Below are 19,746 nucleotides of genomic sequence, written 5' to 3' on the forward strand. Positions count from 1 at the left end.
ATCGTGCCTCGATTTTGCGTTTAACAGGATCATGATGATCACAGCCGCCACACCGCTTTTAAACGTTGCCGAGATTCACCGCAGCATCGATTTTTACCGTTTGCTGGGGTTTGAGGTGGTGGCGCGTACCTTGTCCGATCTGGATGAGCAACCGGTCTGGGCGATGCTGGAGGCAGGTGACGGGGATACCAGAATCCGTTTGATGCTGGCCGCGCATGGCGGTGTTTCGCATGAAGAGCGCCGGATGCGACCATCCTTTGCCGGGCTGGTCTGGTATCTGGAATGCAATGATATTGAGGGCATGTTTGTCGCGCTAAACGATGCCGGGTTCAAGCCAGAGCCGGTGACGGAGCTTGAGGACGGCACGTATCAGTTCTTTGTCCGTGATCCGGACGGATATGAAATTGCGTTGACAGAACCCAATGGTTACACGGTCGGGTAGCTGATTTTCAGGACTTCAAGTTCGTCCTCGCCGGCTGGCGTGCGCAGCGTCACCACATCACCGACACCGGCTTTCATCAGGGCGCGCGCGACGGGGGAAATCCAGCTTATTTTGCCTTTGAGGCTTTCGGCCTCGTCCTCGCCAACGATGCGGATGGTGACTTCTTCGTCCCGCGCATTCACATAGGTGACCGTGGCACCAAAGAAGACCCGGCTGTGATCGGGTTGTTCGCGCGGATCGACAACCACCGCATCCTCAATCCGTTTACGCAGATACCGCACCCGGCGATCAATTTCGCGCAGGCGTTTCTTGCCATAGATGTAATCACCATTTTCCGACCGGTCACCATTGCCTGCCGCCCATGAAACCACGGCAACGGTTTCGGGGCGTTCCTTCTTCCACAGGTGATCAAGTTCGGTGCGAAGGGCTGAGAGCCCTTCGGGGGTCATGTAAATCGGTCTGTCCATTAGCGGGTTTTAGCTTAACGCCGTGTCGCGGGAAAGAGGCGATTTGGGTCGGCAGTATAGCAGATACCGGGCATCTTGTTATTCATCAAGCGGCAGGCCCGCGACAAAATCGCGCAGCCAGCGTTGTGCGGGATGGACTTCATTGCGGCGATGCCAAGACATGGTGAAGCCGATCGGATCAAGATCGAAGGGAAGCGATCGAATGGCAAGAGCATCGTCCTGGCCAGACGCTGGAATGACGCCAGCCATCAGGGTCGCGATCAGATCGGAGCGAGCAATCACAAGCGGGGCGGCGTACATCGTTGGCAGGGTCACGGCAAGGCGGCGTTTATGGCCCATTTTTGCCAGTGCCGCATCCACCAGACCAAAGCAGTCATTTTCCGGTGATACCAGCAAATGCGATAGCGAAAGGAAAGCCGGAAGATCCAGCGGTGCCTTGGCTGCCGGATGGTCGCGACGCATCACGCAGACAAAGTTTTCGGAAAAAAGCGGGCGGGTCAATATGCGCCCACTTGCCGTGGGGGGCACCCCAATCGTCAGATCGGCTTCGCCCGCATCAAGCAGGTTAATGGCATCATCCCTGGCGGTGAAATTGCTGATCCGTAGCGTGATGCCCGGCGCCTTTTGACGCAGGGCATCAAGCAGCACGGGTAGGACCTTGAAGGTCGGGTGATCCGAAAGTGCGACGGAAAAGGTCGCGGTTGAGGTCGTCGGATCGAATGTCTGGGTGAAATCAAGCGTGCGCTGAATTTCGGCGAGCGCATGACCGAGTGGTTCGGCAAGATCAAGGGCGCGTGGGGTTGGTTGTAACCCGCCCGGGCTTCGGATGAAAAGTTCATCATTAAGCAATCCGCGCAGCCGCGATAGTGCGGCACTCATGGCTGGCTGAGTACGGCCAATACGTATGCCCGCACGCGTGACGCTGCGTTCTTTCATCAGCGCGTCGAAGGCCACCAGAAGATTGAGGTCGATGCCATGTAAATCCATTGGATGGATGTTGTCACATATTTTATATTGATTTCAAGTATGTCGAGAGGGTCGGTAGCATTTCCCCATATCCAACAATCCTGAATGGGAAATGAAAATGACGGATCAAATTAATACGTCCGCGATTACCGGGGTATCAGACCCGGATCGCAACGCCATCGAAGCACTGTACCGGGCTTTCAGCGAAGGTGCCGACCTTTTGGATGAGGCGGTTTGCAGCGACTGGCAGGATATCCCGCTGGCCCCCGGGCAGGAACCGGGACGCGACGGCATGAAGCCGCTGATCAGGGCGTTTCGGGCTGCCTTTCCAGACGTGAAAATCATCGTCCACGAAATGATTGGCGGACCGGGCCGAGTTGCCGTGCGGGCCGAAATCACCGGCACGCATTCAGGCGAATGGTTCGGGATTGCGCCGACAGGCAAGGCATTTCGCATGCCGATCCACGAATTCCATTATGTCGAAAACGGCAAAGTGACCCATACGTGGCATCTGGAAGACTGGCTTGGCTGGTTGTATCAGGTGGGCGCATGGCCAATCACTGATCAGGAGGCCTCGCAATGAAAGCCGTCAGAATTGATGATTACAATACGGCACCTGTCATCCGCGATATTGCCACACCGGAAATCGGCCCGGAGGACGTGCTGGTCCGGGTGGGAGCAGCAGCTCTTAATCCGCTGGATGTCAAATTGCAAAGCGGCGTGTTGCAGGGCTATTTCCCGCTGGAATTCCGATACACGATGGGATCAGATATTTCCGGGATGATCGAGGACGTCGGCGCAAATGTGATCGGCTGGCAGAAAGGTGACAAGGTTATTGCCCGGCTTGATCCGGTCGCAGGTGGTGCCTTTGCCGGGTTCGCCTGTGTTCCGGCAAATTACCTTGTGAAGCTAACTGAAGACATGCCGCTTGAAGTGGCCGCAGGCATTCCGACGGCGGCGGGAACAGCGTGGCAGGTGCTGTTCGAGATGGGCGATCTTGGTGTCGGGCAGACCGTTCTGATCCATGCCGGGGCAGGCGGGGTGGGCAGCTTTGCCATCCAGTTTGCCCGTGCGGCCGGCGCGCGCGTGATTGCAACCGCATCCGGGGACGGGATCGACATTGCGCGGACATTGGGCGCAGATCAGGTGATTGATTATCGTCATGCTGATTTTGCTGAAATGCTTTCGGACATCGATCTGGTGATCGACAGCATTGGCGGTGAAACACAGCAAAAATCGTTTGGAGTTCTGCGAAGCGGCGGCAGGTTGCTATCGCTTGTTGCCCCGCCGGACGAGGCATTGGCACATGCGCACAATGTCAATGCGCAGTTTGTGTTTCATATGTCTGACGGGGAACGGTTGGCGCGGGTTGTTTCAGCGATACACGAGAATAAAGTGAAGGTCCTGATCGACCGGACCGTGCCAATCGATCAGTTCGGCGATGCCTTTACCCGGCAAGCATCGGGCCGGGCGCGCGGCAAGATCATTGTGACAATGGTTTAATATGAGAAAACCGTGATGCAGACTGTCTGTGTCACGGTTTTTGTTTTCTAAGGATCGTCACTGGTCAGGCGTTGGCTTCGACCCGAAGGGCTTTGTCGTCAATCGGCATATGCACGAGGGCGGCAAAGATGCCAAGCGCGATGGAAGCGATCCAGACGCCATCGAAACTGCCGGTCAGATCAAAGATGAGCCCACCCATCCACGCGCCAAAGAACGCACCGATCTGGTGGGACAGCATGACAATGCCAAACAGCGTTGCCATATAGCGTGGGCCGAAAACCTGCACGATGATGCCGCTAGTGAGCGGCACGGTTGACAGCCACAAGGCCCCCATCACCGCCGAGAACAGCCAGATGGTCTCAGCCGTTTTGGGTGCAATCATAAAGATCAGAATGACCAATGCGCGCATGCCGTAAATAAACGATAGGCCCCATTTTTTACGCCATTTGCCGCCTGCCCAACCGGCGGTCAGCGTGCCGACAATGTTAAACAGGCCGACAATCGCAAGTCCCTGTGCCGCAACTGAACCGGGTAACCCGCAAAGCTGGGTAAAGGTCGGAAGGTGGGTTGCGATCACAGCGATATGGAAGCCGCAGACAAAGAAGCCGGCATTCAAAAGCAGGAAGCCACGATGTTTGCGCGCCTCGTGAAAGGCCGCGACCAACCCGGTCGGGCCAAGATCAACGCCCCCCGAATTGGGGCCGTGGGCCTCGGCCTTGCCCGTAAGTGCAAAGGCAAACGGCACGATGATCATTGACATGACGGCAAGGATTGCAAGGGCAGACACATAGCCGACACTGTCATTCAGAAACTGAGTTGTCGGGGCCATGATAAACTGGCCGACCGAGCCCCCGGCAGATGCCAGGCCAAGGGCGAAGCTGCGTTTGTTGGGTGGGAAGGCACGGCTGATGGCGGCCAGAATGACCGGGAAGCTGGTCGCACCGACACCCGCCCCGATCAGGAAGCCTGATGTCAGATGCAGTTCAAGTGGGGAGGTCGAAGTCCCCATCAGATACAGACCCAGCGCATAAAACAGTGCCCCGCCGATCAGGGTGCGGATTGTGCCATAGCGATCGGCAAGGGCTCCGGCAATCGGGGCGGCAACACCCCACATCAGGTTCTGAATGGCAAAGGCCAGACCAAAGGTGGAAGCACTCCAACCGGTGGCCGTCAGCATATCGGGGATAAACAGGCCAAGCGACGGTCGGATCCCAAGATTGACTGCCAAGACAAGACAGCCAGCGACAAGAACAAGCCAGGGAAACCATCTGGCGGAGCGAAGAGTGGGGCTCATCGGGCTACTCCGGAGCGGATTTCAATAATTGTTCCGATTTTGAACGCGATGGTGTAATGCGTCCAATTCATTCGGATTATTATGCTGATAACATTTGCGCATTATTATCTGGCAGCGGATCGGATATCGCACCGGCTTCGACGACAATTTTGCCAACGGTATCAATGATATCATCAAGATCGGTATTGGCCTGACGGCGGATCAGCATGATCCCCATATCCCAGTTCATGCCGGGAATATCAAGGATGCGAATGCGGTTTGCCGCCGGACTGTGCATGCAGAACCGCCGTGCCATGATGCCGTATCCCGCACCGGCGGCAACCATTTCGATCTGCAATTCAAGGGCGGAAACTTCGAGCACGGATTTGATCTGCACCCCGTTCTGACGCGCCCACGCATTGCCAAGTGCCCGGAAAGTACAGCCATCCGGCATCAGAACCATTGGATGTTCGGCCAGTTCGGCAATGTTTTTCGGGTGGTGTTTGGCCGATCGTGGTCCGATGGCAACGATTTGGTCATCAAGAAGCTTTTGCGCGCGCAGACTTACCGGAATATCTCGGACATCGGTCCCACCGATTGTGCCATGTGGACCATCCAGCGACAGCATGGCATCAATTTCACCCCGCCGCATCAGCGGCAACAGCTCGCTTGACCAGCCGCTTTTGATCGTAAGCGACATGTCAGGAAAACGTGTGTGCAGGTCGCGCAGTTCACGTGCCGCCAGCAGAGGTGCCGCCCCGTGGCTGACGCCAAGGCGGAAGGGGCCCGTCACGGCATTGTTGCCGGTGATGCTTTCGGTGAAACCGTTAAGGCGGCGCAAAAGATCACGGGCTTCGGCCAATGCACGATGCCCGGCAGGGGTCGGTTGCAATGGTTTCAATGACCGGTCAAAAAGCTGTGTGCCAATGCGTTCTTCAAGGCGCTGGATGCGGCGCGTGATGGCGGGCTGCGTCAGGCCAAGGTGGGCCGCCGCCCCATGAAAGGATTTTTCATCGGCCACGGCAATCAATGCCTGAAGTTCGCGGGTATCCATAACAATCCATCCTTGATGCTGGAAGCGACAAGGATCGCGCAAATATACTTGTGATGCAAGAAAAGCATCATGCTGGATCTAGCGATATATTTGATGCATGTCTGGCCTGTTTCAGGGCATCGGCCATTTTCTGCATTTTGGTTTTGCATGCTGTTGCTGCCGCGGTATAGCCGCCTTCGCCGCCATCAAGAAAATGAAAATGCGCATCGTTGGTGACGGATGGTACGATGCAGGTCATCAGGGCGGTTTTCTGGTGATGCACGCCGAAGTGAATGTCGCCGTGCTGTTCGGCTTCGAGCAGAAGGTCTTCAATATCGCGTGACTGATCGGGTGTGCAATTGACCGTCATCCACAGTCCATCACCGAATTTGCGAAAATCGGTATTCAGTGCCGTATAGTCGCGATAGCGCACCGGATCAAAGCCGCCGACGGATTTCCCGGTTTTAAACAGGATCAGCGCGATCAGGGAAATATACAGCGCCTGTACCCATGCCTTGAAAAGCGATCCGCCTGGTGCGCGCGTTGCCAGCGCTTCAAGCCGCAGACCCGATGGCGGGAATTTGAATGCGGGTCCGGCAGCGGGGATCGGGCTGCTTTTACGCGGGCTGCTATCAAGGATGTCAAACAGCTTGGCAGCACAGACATCAAATAGAGGTCGGTCTTCGCCGGGCAGAACGATGATCGACAGGATTTCGCTATCCTCGGCAGCCTTGATCGGTGACCAGCGACATGACAGGCCGCTAAGGTTCGGCTGGGTCCCTGCGGGGGCCGGGGCAACGAGATTGTCCCCCTGTTTCATCTGGTCTTCGGCCCATTTCATGCCGCGCCCGGAAAACATCGCATAGGAAACCGGCGGTGAAACCGCGTAACGTGCCACCCTTACATTGCGCCCGGTTGCCCGAATTTCGGCAATCCGTATCAAGGCAACCCTCAGATCAAAACCAAGGGCTTCGTTCGCCCATGTCGCGGTGGCTGCAAGGGCATCGCGCACGGCGTCAATATGATCGGGCGGGCAGGCAAAACCGGCACCATCGCCGCCAAAAATAAAGGGATAATCGGAATGGCCAAGCGCATTGCTTACCGCGCAAATTACCGAGGCCCCGACCATGTTGACATCCTTGAACCGGCCGGCTGCGACGGCTTTGGTCGATCCGGCAATATCGGATGTGCCGACCCACCAGTCATCTGGCAGTTCGTGATAGATTGACGGATCAAGAACCTTGGCGAAATCGTTAAAAACCGGGATGTCGAGATAGGGATTGTTCACAGGCATCTCGCAGTTTCGCAGGGCCGGACTATGCCGCCTTAGTAATGAGGCGGCGGTGCATCATCTTCTGGTGATGTACGCAGGAAATCAACAAGCCGTTTAATATCTTCGGCCATCAATTTGTTGCGCCGTTCCAGCAGATCAATCCGGTCCCACTGCGATTTGATCATGTCGGACATGTCATGCATCGCGCTTTCGAGATGGGCAATATGGATTTCGAGTTCGTTGATGCGGGTATCGGGGGCTTGCTGGCTCATGTTGGCGTATTTGCTCTGACTGCGGGTGGAAAACTTGCCGGGCTTCAATCCCTGTGGCAGGAGTAGGGAATGGACCGTAACACACATTGCCAAGATTGGTTAGCCGACCTGTGAGCGAATTATCCATCCTTGTCATTCTGGGCGTCGTTATTGCCTTGATCCTGATTTATGCGATCCGGCTGCGTGCGGTGCCGATGCCAAGTGGTCGCAAGGCACGAACGGAAATCATATCCTATCTGCCCAAGGAACCCTGCCGGGTGACGGATTTCGGATCGGGTTGGGGAGACTTGGCAATCAGCATTGCGCGAGCCCGGCCTGACATTACCGTGACAGGGATCGAACTATCGCCTTTGCCCTATGCGGTCAGCCGCATTCGTGCACGGCTCGCCCAGCTTGAAAACCTCTCTTTGGTGCATGCGGATTTCAGAAAGCGAGATCAGGACCCGGGGGATGTTGTTGTGTGCTTCCTTGACCCGCGCGTGATGGCAGATATCGGCGATGTACTAAATCAGCGTATGGTGCTCGGCGGGATCGTAATATCGCGCGCCTTTGCCATTCCCGGCTGGCAGGCATTTGGCGAGGTCCCGATGCAGTCGGGGAGCGATATGCTTTATCTTTATCGGGTGGGATCGCATCTGTCAGGATAAGGTGAAGCGCGGTTTGCAAAAAGCAGGGGCGCTTTATGCGACCCTGCGTTTCGGCGTTATTCTTCTTCGTAAATCTTGATCAGGGCGGAATGGTCAAGATCGCCGCCGCCCATTTCGATCAGTTCTTCGTAAAGTTCGAGTGCGAGGCGCGAGAAGGGCAATTCAAGGCCAAGCTCGCCTTCGGAAAATTCAAGCGCTTGATACAGATCCTTGCGCTGGGTGACGACCTTGCCGCCGGGTTCGAAATTACGTTCGATCATGCGTTCGCCGTGCTTTTGCAGGATGGCAGAATCCGCAAAGCCGCCGGTCAGGGCGGATCGCAATTTGTGCAGATCGACCCCGGCTTCGTCGGCCATGGAAAAGGCTTCGGCAATGGCGCCGATGGTGATGCCGACAATCATCTGGTTGGCGGCTTTTGCGATCTGGCCTGATCCGATTTCCCCGACATGGGTAACGCGTGATCCAAGAACGCCAAAGACACGCTGGACACGTTGGAAGTCTTCTTCCTCGGCACCGACCATGATGGTGAGTGTACCGTTTTCCGCGCCGTGTGTACCGCCCGATACCGGGGCATCGATCCAGTGACCGCCTGCTTCTTCGACGGCATCGGCAAAGCGCCGCGTCGCATCGATGGCGGTTGTGCCCATATCGACAACGATGGTGCCTTCTTCCATACCATCAATAACGCCGTCTTCGCCAAGCAGGACATTCTCAAGCGCCTCGGTATTTGCGACACATATGATGACGATATCGGCATCGGCGGCGGCATCGGCGGGGGTCGGGGCGGTTGCAACGCCCAGATCGTCAAAGGCATTGAGCGTTTCGGGATTTCGCGTATTGACGGTCAGGATCGCGCCGGCCTTTTCAAGATTGAGCGCCATTGGGCGGCCCATCAGTCCCAAACCGATGAATGCGATATTTTCCCCGGCAAGTGCGGTCATAACGGTGTTCCTTCGTTTTGGCCAACGGGTGGGCCTTCAATGTGACGGTCAAAGCGATCAGGCGATCAAAAACATCCCGGTTCTTGGAACCGGGCGGGCGGCAGTAAAAATGCAGGTGCGGCCATAACATGGCGGTCTGACAAAGAAAGCAGCAATTCAAGGCACTTGCCTGATGTTATGCGCGTTTCATTCGGGTTCCGTCACTATCGGCCGACGCTATGTCGTCGGAATGGAAATTATGTGGTCGTTCTGTGCTGTCTTCGCTTTTATCTTCACGGGCCTAGAATTCGCCAGGGCGGACATAACGCGCGGCCATCGCGCGTTCAATGGCTGCACCTACAAGGCGGTCGATATCAAGGCGGTGACGTATCAATTCGAGAATGCGAAGTTCTTCCTGGCTGATTTCGCTGTCAGACAGGACAATTTCACAGGCAAAGACATAGGCTGTTTCGCGCAATTTGCGCGGCAGGGCTTCGCGGATCATATCCAGCGTGCTGTCGAGCCCGTCTTCTTCGGCAAGTAACTTGGCACAGTCACGTGCAACTGCGGTGACACCGTCATTGTCAAAGCCGGCAAAAATCGGAAGGTAACGAACCCGACGCCCCATTGCGGACAATTCTGCGTCGGTAATATCGTTATCCGAGGCCGAAACCATAACCATTGTGTAAATCAAGGCGTCCTGATGCGAGATCACGATGATTACTCCTTTTCCGGGTGACTGACCGTTAACGGATATTCCCGCCGAACGTCGACGCACCGGCTGATGGCGTGTGACAACTCCGATGGACATAGAACCTAAGACGGTATTTGATCCCCGGCAACAGTTAACCGTTTAAATCCTCACGATTTTAATGATTGCGTAGTGAAGTATGAGGCATCCTTTGGTCGTCGGGACACAGGGGGGCTTGCTACGCATTCATGCGTAGAGGCTGTGAACCGAAGGGGATGCTTAAAAAATTACAACATGTTAGCGTCAGGAACGCATCGCATTCTCTCTTGGGAATAAAATAGGCCTTTGCAGCGCATGGGGTAATAGTTATGGTCTCGCAGCGATAACAAAAATGACGAATAAGCCGGGTATGGGAGTTATCATTTCAAGCAATGCTGCGGGAACTCTTGCGGCGTTGATTGGGCATCTTCGTGTACCGTCGGGGGTTTATGATCCCATCGGCGAGAGCCTTCTTGTCAATGCGCCGTGGGTGCAGACGATCTCGCCCGACCTTGCCGATGATACCTGGCAAAAAATCGATACCCATCCCGAAATTGCCCGAAATATTCGTGAAATCAGTGCCGAAGCCCTTAATGCCGTCGGCTATTTTTCGCGCGTTGATCATATCGACGGTCGCGATGTTCAGTTTTTTGCCTGGCAGCTTTCATTTTCCGAACAGGTTTATGTCCGCATCATCGCCCTGCAGGATGCCGATGCAACGACAGGCACCGGGGTTCTGATTTCCCCGCAACCGGTTCTTGTGGTCGAACGCGATGGCGGTTTGCGATTCTCGAACAAGGCAGCAGAACAGGCTGCCCTCGAAATGGGGCTGCCCGGTGCATTGTCGCTGACCAAGCCAACCGGACAACGTGCCCTGTTCGAAGAAGGGGAGGATAACGGCGACTGGGATGAGGTTCGAACGGTCCATTACGGGCAGCGGATTTACCAGTGGCAGCGCATGCCTTTGCCGACGCAGGATGCGATTGCGCTGTTCGGGCAGGAACGCACGCGCGAGGAAAGCTATCGCCGGGCACTTGAACATGCCGTACATGGTATTATTGATCTGGCGGCTGATGGCACCCTGACCAGTGTGAACGAAGAAGCCGCAACATTGTTTGGCTATGACAATGTCCGTGAACTGCGTCAGGCCTATCTGACCAATCCCGAAAAGTTCTATGCCCGATCCGAGGATTTGCGCGATTTGCGCCGCGATCTTGTATCGGGCAACGGCATTCAGGCGCGCGATGTGGAAATGCGCCGTCAGGATGGCAGTCAGCTTTGGGTGCGGATCAACGCGACAGAAATCCGGGGCGAGGGCGGATCGCTTCTGGGGTATAGCGTTACCGTTACCGACATCACCAAAAGCCGTCAGGCGGAATATGATCTGCGCCGTCGCCAGGAACGTTATCGTGCGTTGGTGCAAACCGCGGGCAGCGTGATCCTGTTTCTTGATAGCGAAGGACGCATTCTGGAATATAACCGCGAATGCGAATGGACATTCGGCTATTCCTGGATGGAAGCAGCGGGGCAGAATTTCTTTGATTTCCTGTTGCTTCCGGGGGAACGCGATCAGGTGCGGCAGGCGATCAAGCGCCTGATTTCCGGTGAGATCATCAAGGACGAAGTCATTTCATTCCGTCGTCGCGACGGCGAGATGCGCCTGTTGCAATGGAATGCGCGTGCGCATTTTGGTGAAGATGGGGACGTATCGGGGGTGATCTGCATCGGGCAGGATGTGACCGAAAAACTGTCGGTCGAACGTGCTCTTCGCCGGGCCGAGGAAAAATATCGCGGTATTTTCGAAAATTCCGCCGAAGGGCTTTATCAAAGCCGCCCGCTTGGCGATATCCTGTCGGCCAATCCGGCCTTTGTGTCGATCCTTGGCTATGACAGTGCCGATGAATTGCTGGTGTCACAAAGCGGGTTTTCGCAATGTTACCTGAACCCGACCAATCGGTTACGTTTGACGGGTAAACTGTTGCGTGACGGCGCGGTTCAGGGTTTTGAAGCCGAAATGCGCCGCCGGGACGGCAAGATCATCTGGGTTGAGGAAAATGCCCGGCTGGTCCGCGATGACAAGGGTGTTCCGGTTCTGATCGAAGGATCGATCACGGATATCACGGATCGAAAACGCAGCGAAGCCCGCATCCAGTTCCTGGCTCATCATGACGGATTGACCGGACTTCCCAACCGAACCCTGTTTCAGGAACGTCTTGCTGCCGCGGTCAAGCGCGGCAAGCATGAAAAGCGCAGTTTTGTGCTGATGCTGTTTGATCTGGATAACTTCAAGGACATCAATGATACGCTAGGGCATCCCATCGGCGACCTACTCTTGCAGGGGGTAGGGGAGCGCATGCGGGTGTGCCTGCGTAATGAAGATGTTGTCGCACGCCTTGGCGGGGATGAATTTGCCGTTCTGATCCATGATCCGGGCACGGTCGAGGAAGTGACCCTTGTTGCGCAGCGACTGATTGAACGGGTGTCTGAACGCTTCATGCTGGACGGGAACGAGGTGCAGGCATCGACATCGGTCGGGATTTGCATGTTCCCGCAGGACGGGCGCGATGAAAAGGACCTTTTCCGCAATGTCGATCTGGCGCTGTATTGCTCCAAGGCCGAAGGGCGCAACCGGTATCATTTCTTCGAGCCGCGTTTGCAGGTCGAAGTGCAGGAACGCAAGGCGCTGGAACGTGACCTTAGCCACGCGATTGAAAATGACGAGCTGGAGCTGTTCTATCAGCCGATCATTGATATCGCGAACCACAAGATCATCGGGATGGAGGCGTTGGTGCGCTGGTTCCATCCATCACGCGGGCAGGTGAGCCCGGTCGATTTCATTCCCGTGGCCGAACGCATGGGAATCATTGCCGATGTCGGGCGCTGGGTGCTCAATCAGGCCTGCAAACAGACCCGGCAATGGGTCGATGCCGGTTATGGCGAACTGACGATTTCGGTCAATCTTTCGCCGCTGGAGCTGGCACGGCACGAGGATCTGATTGAAAGTGTCGGCGATGTTCTGGAACGGTCACGTCTGAACCCGACCCAGTTGCAGTTTGAAGTCACCGAAAGTGCGGTGATGGATAACCCGCGCGAAGCGGCGATCACACTTGGCATTCTGCGCAATCAGGGGATCCGGATTGCGATTGATGATTTCGGGACCGGTTATTCATCGCTGGCCTATCTGAAACGGTTCCCGGTCGACAAGATCAAGATCGACCGGTCGTTTATCATTGATCTGGACAGTCGCGATGGCAATGCGGCAATCGTGCGCGCGGTGGTCTTCCTGGCGCGGTCATTTGGCATGGCGGTCAATGTCGAGGGGATCGAGACGGAAATGCAACTTGAACGCATCGTTTCCGAAGGGGTCGACGAGGTGCAGGGCTTCTATTTCAGCAAGCCAATCCCGGCCAGCGATTTTGAAGTGCTGTTGAAATCGAACGTGACCACGCCGTTCGATGTGTCCTTTGGCGGGAACTCGCGGCCGCACTGATCATGCAGGCGACCGCATTCCCGGTTTTCAACAGGTTTCGTCCGTTATCACGCGGCGCGGTGATCCCAGAAATCACCGGCCTTCTGGCGCACGCGATCCCGGTCGATCACGACCGTTAAAGGGCGTGACCGGCTTTTGCGCAGGACACCCTGACGACGTAGATCGGCAATCATGCGGCTTGCGGTTTCGGTGGTTGTGGCGATGATGCTGCCCAGCTTGTCGCGTGTCGGTAGAGGGCAGTGATCATCCTTGGCACTCCAGAGCAGGAACCGGCAAATCCGGCGCATCGCCGACCCGGTCCCCAGATTGACCTTCCAGTTATAGCCATCGACAACCTCGCGTGCGAGCAGGCGCAGGATTGCCTGTTGCAGTTCGGGGTTGTTTGTCTGGGCCATGCGAACACGCGCAACCGGAATGCGCATAAGCACCGTCGGTGTCAGGGTTTCGCTGATCAGTGCCAGACCCGGTTCGACAACGGTCTCAAGTCCGATGAGGTCGCAGGGGCGAAACACGCGGCAGACCTGACGTTCGCCATCTTCGGCATAGTGACATTGCATCACAAGGCCCGACAGGATGCGATAAATATATTCGCTGTCCCCTTCGTGATGTCCGATGGCTGTATTGGCCCCCATATCAAGGGCCGGGTTTTCAGCAAGTTTCTCAAGATGTTTCAAGGCGTCTTCGTTGTTCATGGGGGAACTCCCGATGGCACAAGGGAGATACGCGGCATCTTGCGGGGTGCCGCGTATCGACACCAGATCTTTTGTCCGGCCGGGTGGCCGGTTTGCTTTGTCTAACAATCAGGCCGCGCGTAATGCGCGGGCGGGCCGGGCAACAAACAACCAGTCCAGCAACCAGATCACCAGCATGGATGCACCGACAACCGGGTAAATGATGCCGCCAATCGCAAGGATTGCCGTGACACCGACCAGACTTTTTGTCCTTCGGGGCAAGGGTGGTACGCCAAGCGATCCGGCAGGGCGGCGTTTCCACCACATAACCCCGCCCGAAACGGCCATAAAGACAATTGCGGCACAGACAATCATCAGGAAAATCTGGTTGATCACCCCGTATTCCTGACCAAGATGGACATTGATCGACCATTCCATGATCCGGCCAAAGATGCCGTAATCCTGATATCCCATATTGATCAGTGGTCGACCTGAATACTGGTCCAGATGAATGACACGCTGTTGGGACAGGTCATCGGGATAGATTGATGCACTGTAAACACCGGTTTCGCCACCTGGCAGTGAAATCGCATAGCCCGGCGCAATGCCAAGTTCCTCGAACTTTGTCACGGCTGCATCAATGCCGATGGGCGTTGGTTTGACACCCCCGGCATTTGCGATGCCGTCAACCGACATCGGGATCGGGGCGTTTTCGGTGGTCCAACCGGTTTCGCCAAATGCGTCAATCATCGGCACGGTCGAAAGCGGTACTTCGACGCGCACACCCGATGGGTAGCCGCTGGGTGTGCCGTTGGCGAATTCGTTGGCATATTTGCCCCAGAACACCGACCAGAACATGCCGGTTGCGGCCAGAAACACGATAAAGAAGCCAACAAAAATACCGGTTACCGCATGGGCATCGCGCCACCAGCGTCGACGCGCAGGCGTATCGCGCACGGTCAGTACGCCGCCCGTCTGATCGCCGCGCGGCCACCAAAGGTATGTGCCGGTCGCGACCAGCAGGATGCTCCAGCCCGCGGCAATTTCGATCAGGTAATTTGCAATGGTGCCGAATTCGGCCAGGCTGTGGATGCGGCGCACCAGCCACATGATTGTGCCGCGATCAGGCATCGACCCCTGAACCAGTCCTGTATAGGGATCGACATAAACCGACCGACGATCACCGCCCGATGTGGCAATAACGATTTCGGTGCTGCGGTCCGGCGAGGCCGGCGTGATGATTTTGACCGGTTTGTCACCAACGAAATAGCGCACGGCGTCGACCTGCGTGCTGATCTGAAGCGGCGGTACATCCAGAACATTGACGAATTTCAGATCGGAATAAACCCAGTCATCGATTTCGTCACGGAAAAGATAGGCCGCACCAGTAACGGCCAGCAGAATCATAAAAGGCAGGACAAAAAGTCCGGCATAGAAATGCCAGCGCCAGACAGCGCGATAGAGGTTGCTTGTCCCTTTGGGCGCATTTTTGGCATGTGCCGATGTATTTGGCATCACGATATCCCCAATTCGGTCGCGGGTCTGTTGGAATACAGGCGCATAGGCCGGCCAATCCCTACCCGGAACTTAAACAATCTGAAATTGGCCGTGCTGGGTGGTCCGGCGCCAAGAAGGGCAACAGACATCATCCATCAGGCCGGGAGACAGTCAGACGGGAAAGGGCGGGGCACGCGGTGATGCCGCAATCGGGCAGAAGTCATGCAGGCGTGCCGTGATATGAAGGGCGGTGACCGTATTGGACATCCGCACGCGATGGATCAGGGGCAATTCCGGTTCGACGGGCAGGCCGACCGCATGATTGCCAAGGCCGCAAATTGCGCACTGGAAACCTTCATAGGCACTGGAATGGGGGGATGATCCGCCTTCTTCTGTAGCACCGGCAGGGACGGATATCGTCTTGATGCCATTGGCTGTACAGATGATCAGCGGAATAAAGTTCTGATCGGCGTTGCTTGCGGCAACGGCCGGTGTATTGGCAAGCGCGACCGGCGCATGCATAAAGCCGAACATCAGGGCATTCGCCAGCAAAAAGCACGCGACAGCAACCGACAGGCTGCGTCTGAGTGCCGAATATGTCTGGCAGGTTTTGATCACGGCTTTCAATCCATTCCGGAAAGATACACGCCTTCAATAATCCCTTGAAGACGGGGTGTCAAAACTTGTTGGTGTGAACCACTTATCACCGATTTTTTATAATCGTTCCTGTAATAATTGAAATCCGTTGGTTTGCCTTGGATACGGGGAAAGGTCGTCTTGATCTAACGTTCGGAAAGCCCAGGAAATTCCGTCTCCGGTTTACACGGCTTGATCGCCATCATGGCTATCGCGTCCCTCATGATGCTGTTGGCAAATAGTTTTCGGCGAAAACCCCGTTTCGGATTAGGCTGTTCATCCTGCTTTGGCCATTCGGGGAGAAGCCGATATGCAAGCCGATCAGCCCGGCGGTATGCGATTGCACACAAAGCCTTTGTGGTCGGCTGAGCGTGTCAACCGCGCGGTGCTGGCGTTAACCGTGACCGGGATTGTTGCGCATTTTGCCCTGATGCCGATAGGAATGGCACCGGTTTTCGGGGTTGCGGCAACGGATTGGCCGCTATTTATTCTTTTGGCCTTGGGCGGCGGGGTTTTGCTTTTTGAAATTGCCCAGAAGGTGCTGCAACGCGATTTCGGGGCGGATTTTCTGGCCGTCATTGCTTTTGTCACCGGTGTTATTCTGGGCGAATATCTGGCGGCGTCGCTAATTATCCTGATGCTAAGCGGTGGTCAGGTTCTGGAAGCCTTTGCCATGCGAAAGGCGTCATCGGCGCTGAACGCGCTGGCGGATCGCATGCCGACAATCGCGCATCGCAAAGACGGTGAAAACATCACCGATATCGGGCTTGATGATATTGCCATCGGCGACCTGATTGCCATTTTTCCCCATGATACCGCCCCGGTGGACGGGGTTGTTGTGGACGGTCATGGCAGCATGGATGAAAGCTATCTGACCGGGGAACCTTATGTTGTCAACAAGGCACCCGGGGCATCGGTGCTTTCGGGGGCGATCAATGGTGATGCTGTGCTGGTGGTCCGGGCCGAACGGCGTGCACGTGAGTCGCGCTATGCCCAGATCATGCAGGTGATGCAGGAAGCCGAACAAAAACGCCCGAAAATCCGGCGGCTGGGCGACCAGATCGGTGCATGGTTCGCGCCCTTCGCGCTGCTGGTGGCGTTTGCTGCCTGGTATCTAAGCGGCGATGCCGTGCGGTTTCTGGCGGTTCTTGTCGTGGCAACACCCTGTCCGCTTTTAATTGCCATTCCGATCACGATCATGAGCGCGATTTCCATGGCCGCAAGGCGCGGGATCGTGATCCGCGATCCGACGGTTCTGGAACGGTTGCCAACCTGCAGAACCGCAATCTTCGATAAGACGGGCACCCTGACTTACGGGCGTCCGGAACTGGTCGAAATCCTGCCGGCTGCGGGGAACTCGGCCAGCGATGTTCTGCGGCTTGCTGCCAGTCTGGAACGGTATTCGAAACATCCATTGGCGATGGCGGTTCTGGCGGCGGCGGATGCGCGAAAGCTTGCACTGGGTGATGTGGTACGGGTTTCGGAAAAACCGGGCCAGGGTTTGACCGGTGTAGTTGATGGCCATGAAATTGCGGTGACCCATCGTAAAAAGCTGATTGCAGGCGATCCGACGATGGCCGATATCCTGCCGCCCAGTGTCAGCGGGCTGGAGTGTGCGATTATGATAGACGGGGCTTATGGTGCGACCTTTCGTTTTCGCGATAGTCCGCGTTCGGACGGCAAACATTTTGTCGGTCATCTGGCGCCGATCCACCATTTCAAAAAGATCATGCTTTTATCGGGGGACCGCGAAAGCGAGGTCAGCCACCTTTCGCAATTGCTGGGTATTCAAGAAAGCCTTGCATCGCAAAGCCCGGAACAAAAGGTTGCCATCGTGCGCCGCGAGGCGGCAAGTGCACCGACGCTTTTCATGGGGGATGGCATTAATGATGCCCCGGCATTGGCGGCGGCAACCGTTGGCATCGCTTTTGGCAAGCACAGTTCAGTTACCGCCGAGGCCGCAGGTGCCGTGATCCCCGAAAGTTCGCTGCAAACCGTCGATGAACTGTTTCATATCAGTACCGCCATGCGCCGTATTTTATTGCAAAGCGTGATTGGCGGTATGGTGTTATCGATCATTGCCATGGGCTTTGCCGCCTTTGGCCTCATCAGCCCGGTGACAGGGGCAATTCTGCAGGAAGGTATTGATGTTATTGCGATCCTCAATGCTTTGCGCCTTGCACTTGTGCGTAACATCAATGCAGATTTGGTAGGGGATGAGGGCGAGTACAGGCTATAGTTGCAACTGGCGTCTTTGAAGCAAAGGAACAGGGTAATGACACTTATCGTGAATGACGGCACGCCGGAAATGCGCGGACTTCTGGAAAAGGGGCGCAAACGGTTGCGCATCGTCGGACTGGTTTTGCTGGTGCTCGGTATCCTTGCCGTTGCCTTTCCGTTTGCGACCACAATTGCCTTTAAAACCGTGATCGGCTGGTTGTTTATCATTGGGGCTGTCGGGCACTTTTACGGTGCATGGAATGCCGATACCCCGACACGACGCTGGATCGACATCGTTCAGGGTGTTTTGTTCGGGCTTGTTGGCGGGTGGCTTGCGTTCTTCCCGCTGACCGGGATTGTGACCCTGACGGTTTTGCTGGCGATCGCCTTTATCCTGCAGGGGGTTCTCGAGCTCGTCATGGCGTTTCGGCTCAGCCAGTTTCCCGGTTGGAAATGGATGCTGTTCTCTGGCGGGATTGCCGTACTTGCCGGTATCCTGATATTCGCCGAGCTGCCAAGTTCGGCCACATGGGCCATAGGGCTTTTGCTGGGTATCAATCTGCTGTCATCAGGTTTCAGTTACCTGATGGTGTCGATGGCGATGGGCAAGGTTTCCGTCCGCTAGCCACTGCCGGTCATGGATCATGCGGAAAGGCGCCGGGCGCGATCAGTTCAAGGTCAAGTTCCTTCATCACGACCTCAATCGGGGTGATGATGGTTGTGCCCGGATCGCGTGCGGTACTTTCCGATCCTGCAAACAGCAACCCGACGCAGACATTGTCATCGTCATAAACCAGCGAACCGGAATCACCACCGCGTGAAAAATCGCCCTGACCCAGCGGTTGGGAAATGATCACCTGATCGACGAAAACCGCGTTTCCGGCTTCGCCGTAATTGACCTGAACGGTGGCATAAAGACCCTGTATAGATCCCTTGGTATGGCCGGTGGTGCGCCCGGTTTTATGAACTGCCGTGCCAAGGTCGCCATCGCCAAGATTGCGGGTTTTTCCCGGTGTTTCCGGCCCGATATTCTGCGTGTGCCAGCGGACATATTCGGTCGCGGGTTCAAGCGGTGCGGCAATCGCCGCATCCATACGGTTTTCGGCATTGTCGCGAAAATCGATCGGTACAAACCGGGCCAGACCGGCAATAACATCATTCGAATCATGGCCACCATCGGCGATGCCTGGTTGCAGGATGGCATCGCCCGGCCGCGCATCGTTCGAATTGGCCAGAACATGATTGTTCGACAGGATGACGACCGTGCCGCTAAGCCGGTCACGCATCAATCCGCCCAGGGTTCCGGCGGTGATATCTGCATGGCCGATGCTGATGCCGCTGGTGGCCGGACGTTCGCGCGCGGTTAACGGACGGCGCGAGAAGCTTGCTTCCTGCACATCGGTAATGAAATCGACCGTGCCACCGCTACTGGCGGGGTGCTGTACCAGATTGGGGATGCGGTGCGACAGTGCAAGCTGGCTTGCCGCGATTTTCCGGTTCACGAAAATGACGATGGCAAGCTCGCCGGTATCAGTGCCCTTGACGGTTTTCCGACCCAGCGAATAACCGTTTATCTCGCCGCGTTCCAGCAGCGGATCGAACTGGTTGGTTTGACGGATGAAGTCCCGATATTGCGCAAAATTGGCCCGTGTCATGGTTGGAATTCCCTACTGCTGTTATCACGGCTTGCCCCGGATTATTCCGGC

At 56.1% G+C, this 19,746-nt stretch carries 19 protein-coding genes and 1 pseudogene; 7 read left to right on the plus strand and 13 right to left on the minus strand.

Annotation, left to right across the window (positions count from 1 at the left end):
* Positions 1 to 31: 31 nt before the first annotated feature.
* Positions 32 to 442, plus strand: coding sequence for a VOC family protein (locus R1T41_RS12990; RefSeq protein WP_317337401.1), 411 nt, complete (start codon positions 32 to 34; stop codon positions 440 to 442).
* On the opposite strand, the gene greB is transcribed toward R1T41_RS12990, so the two are convergent.
* On the minus strand, positions 427 to 909 hold the full coding sequence (gene greB, locus R1T41_RS12995) for a transcription elongation factor GreB (RefSeq protein ID WP_317337402.1): 483 nt from the start codon (positions 907 to 909) through the stop codon (positions 427 to 429). The genes R1T41_RS12990 and greB overlap by 16 nt on opposite strands.
* A 78-nt stretch (positions 910 to 987) precedes the next feature.
* Positions 988 to 1,896 (minus strand): LysR family transcriptional regulator, encoded by a 909-nt coding sequence (locus R1T41_RS13000; RefSeq protein WP_317337403.1) that lies wholly within the window; start codon positions 1,894 to 1,896, stop codon positions 988 to 990.
* A gap of 97 nt (positions 1,897 to 1,993) precedes the next feature.
* On the opposite strand from R1T41_RS13000, the gene R1T41_RS13005 reads away from it, so the two are divergent.
* Both R1T41_RS13005 and R1T41_RS13010 read left to right on the plus strand, forming a co-directional pair.
* Positions 1,994 to 2,458 (plus strand): ester cyclase, encoded by a 465-nt coding sequence (locus R1T41_RS13005; protein ID WP_317337404.1) that lies wholly within the window; start codon positions 1,994 to 1,996, stop codon positions 2,456 to 2,458.
* Positions 2,455 to 3,378, plus strand: a complete 924-nt coding sequence (locus R1T41_RS13010; RefSeq protein ID WP_317337405.1) for an NADP-dependent oxidoreductase — start codon at positions 2,455 to 2,457, stop codon at positions 3,376 to 3,378. Before R1T41_RS13005 ends, R1T41_RS13010 begins: the two co-directional genes overlap by 4 nt.
* A 64-nt stretch (positions 3,379 to 3,442) precedes the next feature.
* On the opposite strand, the gene R1T41_RS13015 is transcribed toward R1T41_RS13010, so the two are convergent.
* The 4 genes from R1T41_RS13015 to R1T41_RS13030 all read right to left on the minus strand — a co-directional run bounded on the left by R1T41_RS13015 (position 3,443) and on the right by R1T41_RS13030 (position 7,229).
* Entirely contained in the window at positions 3,443 to 4,672 is a 1,230-nt protein-coding gene (locus R1T41_RS13015) for an MFS transporter (RefSeq protein ID WP_317337406.1), read from the minus strand.
* A 79-nt stretch (positions 4,673 to 4,751) separates the two neighbouring features.
* Positions 4,752 to 5,705, minus strand: coding sequence for a LysR family transcriptional regulator (locus tag R1T41_RS13020; RefSeq protein WP_317337407.1), 954 nt, complete (start codon positions 5,703 to 5,705; stop codon positions 4,752 to 4,754).
* Positions 5,706 to 5,772: 67 nt separating this feature from the next.
* The gene (locus tag R1T41_RS13025; protein ID WP_317337408.1) at positions 5,773 to 6,978 is read right to left on the minus strand and encodes a DUF3095 domain-containing protein; all 1,206 of its coding nucleotides are present in this window, start codon (positions 6,976 to 6,978) and stop codon (positions 5,773 to 5,775) included.
* Positions 6,979 to 7,010: 32 nt separating this feature from the next.
* On the minus strand, positions 7,011 to 7,229 hold the full coding sequence (locus tag R1T41_RS13030; protein WP_097050938.1) for a SlyX family protein: 219 nt from the start codon (positions 7,227 to 7,229) through the stop codon (positions 7,011 to 7,013).
* A 110-nt stretch (positions 7,230 to 7,339) separates the two neighbouring features.
* Between R1T41_RS13030 and R1T41_RS13035 the strand changes: the two genes are divergently transcribed.
* Positions 7,340 to 7,876, plus strand: coding sequence for a class I SAM-dependent methyltransferase (locus R1T41_RS13035; RefSeq protein WP_317337409.1), 537 nt, complete (start codon positions 7,340 to 7,342; stop codon positions 7,874 to 7,876).
* Between the two features lie 56 nt (positions 7,877 to 7,932).
* Here the strand turns inward: R1T41_RS13035 and R1T41_RS13040 are convergent, their stop codons facing one another.
* The 3 genes and pseudogenes from R1T41_RS13040 to R1T41_RS13050 all read right to left on the minus strand — a co-directional run bounded on the left by R1T41_RS13040 (position 7,933) and on the right by R1T41_RS13050 (position 9,511).
* Positions 7,933 to 8,313: an NAD(P)-dependent oxidoreductase gene (locus tag R1T41_RS13040; protein ID WP_317341579.1), complete on the minus strand. Its 381-nt coding sequence runs from the start codon at positions 8,311 to 8,313 to the stop codon at positions 7,933 to 7,935.
* Between the two features lie 15 nt (positions 8,314 to 8,328).
* A pseudogene (locus R1T41_RS13045) lies at positions 8,329 to 8,835 on the minus strand (NAD(P)-dependent oxidoreductase); the annotation flags it as partial.
* 262 nt (positions 8,836 to 9,097) lie between these two features.
* The gene (locus tag R1T41_RS13050) at positions 9,098 to 9,511 is read right to left on the minus strand and encodes a tellurite resistance TerB family protein (protein ID WP_082824825.1); all 414 of its coding nucleotides are present in this window, start codon (positions 9,509 to 9,511) and stop codon (positions 9,098 to 9,100) included.
* Positions 9,512 to 9,878: 367 nt separating this feature from the next.
* On the opposite strand from R1T41_RS13050, the gene R1T41_RS13055 reads away from it, so the two are divergent.
* Positions 9,879 to 13,016 carry an EAL domain-containing protein gene (locus tag R1T41_RS13055; RefSeq protein ID WP_317337410.1) on the plus strand — a complete coding sequence of 1,046 codons (3,138 nt, stop codon included), beginning with the start codon at positions 9,879 to 9,881 and terminating at the stop codon, positions 13,014 to 13,016.
* 47 nt (positions 13,017 to 13,063) lie between these two features.
* Here the strand turns inward: R1T41_RS13055 and R1T41_RS13060 are convergent, their stop codons facing one another.
* From R1T41_RS13060 to R1T41_RS13070, 3 genes are all read right to left on the minus strand, one after another.
* Positions 13,064 to 13,708 (minus strand): Crp/Fnr family transcriptional regulator, encoded by a 645-nt coding sequence (locus tag R1T41_RS13060; protein ID WP_317337411.1) that lies wholly within the window; start codon positions 13,706 to 13,708, stop codon positions 13,064 to 13,066.
* A gap of 108 nt (positions 13,709 to 13,816) precedes the next feature.
* On the minus strand, positions 13,817 to 15,202 hold the full coding sequence (locus tag R1T41_RS13065; RefSeq protein ID WP_317337412.1) for a PepSY domain-containing protein: 1,386 nt from the start codon (positions 15,200 to 15,202) through the stop codon (positions 13,817 to 13,819).
* Positions 15,203 to 15,355: 153 nt separating this feature from the next.
* Complete coding sequence (locus R1T41_RS13070) at positions 15,356 to 15,802, minus strand: DUF2946 family protein (RefSeq protein WP_317337413.1); 447 nt, start codon at positions 15,800 to 15,802, stop codon at positions 15,356 to 15,358.
* Positions 15,803 to 16,130: 328 nt separating this feature from the next.
* Here R1T41_RS13070 and R1T41_RS13075 point away from each other — a divergent pair, with 328 nt between their 5' ends.
* Together R1T41_RS13075 and R1T41_RS13080 are read left to right on the plus strand one after the other, a co-directional pair.
* Complete coding sequence (locus tag R1T41_RS13075) at positions 16,131 to 18,059, plus strand: heavy metal translocating P-type ATPase (protein WP_317337414.1); 1,929 nt, start codon at positions 16,131 to 16,133, stop codon at positions 18,057 to 18,059.
* A 36-nt stretch (positions 18,060 to 18,095) separates the two neighbouring features.
* Positions 18,096 to 18,665: an HdeD family acid-resistance protein gene (locus tag R1T41_RS13080; RefSeq protein ID WP_062960948.1), complete on the plus strand. Its 570-nt coding sequence runs from the start codon at positions 18,096 to 18,098 to the stop codon at positions 18,663 to 18,665.
* A 10-nt stretch (positions 18,666 to 18,675) separates the two neighbouring features.
* Here R1T41_RS13080 and R1T41_RS13085 read toward each other — a convergent pair whose 3' ends face one another.
* Positions 18,676 to 19,695 (minus strand): hypothetical protein, encoded by a 1,020-nt coding sequence (locus tag R1T41_RS13085; RefSeq protein WP_062960947.1) that lies wholly within the window; start codon positions 19,693 to 19,695, stop codon positions 18,676 to 18,678.
* Between the last annotated feature and the right edge of the window lie 51 nt (positions 19,696 to 19,746).

Origin of the sequence: Thalassospira lucentensis (genome assembly GCF_032921865.1) — a bacterium.
GTDB lineage: Bacteria > Pseudomonadota > Alphaproteobacteria > Rhodospirillales > Thalassospiraceae > Thalassospira > Thalassospira lucentensis_A.

Excerpts from the sequence above, each read along its gene's own strand:
- R1T41_RS12990 (WP_317337401.1), top strand. The coding sequence starts at position 32 with ATGATGATCACAGCCGCCACACCGCTTTTAAACGTTGCCGAGATTCAC.
- greB (WP_317337402.1), bottom strand. The coding sequence starts at position 909 with ATGGACAGACCGATTTACATGACCCCCGAAGGGCTCTCAGCCCTTCGC.
- R1T41_RS13000 (WP_317337403.1), bottom strand. The coding sequence starts at position 1,896 with ATGGATTTACATGGCATCGACCTCAATCTTCTGGTGGCCTTCGACGCG.
- R1T41_RS13005 (WP_317337404.1), top strand. The coding sequence starts at position 1,994 with ATGACGGATCAAATTAATACGTCCGCGATTACCGGGGTATCAGACCCG.
- R1T41_RS13010 (WP_317337405.1), top strand. The coding sequence starts at position 2,455 with ATGAAAGCCGTCAGAATTGATGATTACAATACGGCACCTGTCATCCGC.
- R1T41_RS13015 (WP_317337406.1), bottom strand. The coding sequence starts at position 4,672 with ATGAGCCCCACTCTTCGCTCCGCCAGATGGTTTCCCTGGCTTGTTCTT.
- R1T41_RS13020 (WP_317337407.1), bottom strand. The coding sequence starts at position 5,705 with ATGGATACCCGCGAACTTCAGGCATTGATTGCCGTGGCCGATGAAAAA.
- R1T41_RS13025 (WP_317337408.1), bottom strand. The coding sequence starts at position 6,978 with ATGCCTGTGAACAATCCCTATCTCGACATCCCGGTTTTTAACGATTTC.
- R1T41_RS13030 (WP_097050938.1), bottom strand. The coding sequence starts at position 7,229 with ATGAGCCAGCAAGCCCCCGATACCCGCATCAACGAACTCGAAATCCAT.
- R1T41_RS13055 (WP_317337410.1), top strand. The coding sequence starts at position 9,879 with ATGACGAATAAGCCGGGTATGGGAGTTATCATTTCAAGCAATGCTGCG.
- R1T41_RS13060 (WP_317337411.1), bottom strand. The coding sequence starts at position 13,708 with ATGAACAACGAAGACGCCTTGAAACATCTTGAGAAACTTGCTGAAAAC.
- R1T41_RS13065 (WP_317337412.1), bottom strand. The coding sequence starts at position 15,202 with ATGCCAAATACATCGGCACATGCCAAAAATGCGCCCAAAGGGACAAGC.
- R1T41_RS13075 (WP_317337414.1), top strand. The coding sequence starts at position 16,131 with ATGCAAGCCGATCAGCCCGGCGGTATGCGATTGCACACAAAGCCTTTG.
- R1T41_RS13080 (WP_062960948.1), top strand. The coding sequence starts at position 18,096 with ATGACACTTATCGTGAATGACGGCACGCCGGAAATGCGCGGACTTCTG.
- R1T41_RS13085 (WP_062960947.1), bottom strand. The coding sequence starts at position 19,695 with ATGACACGGGCCAATTTTGCGCAATATCGGGACTTCATCCGTCAAACC.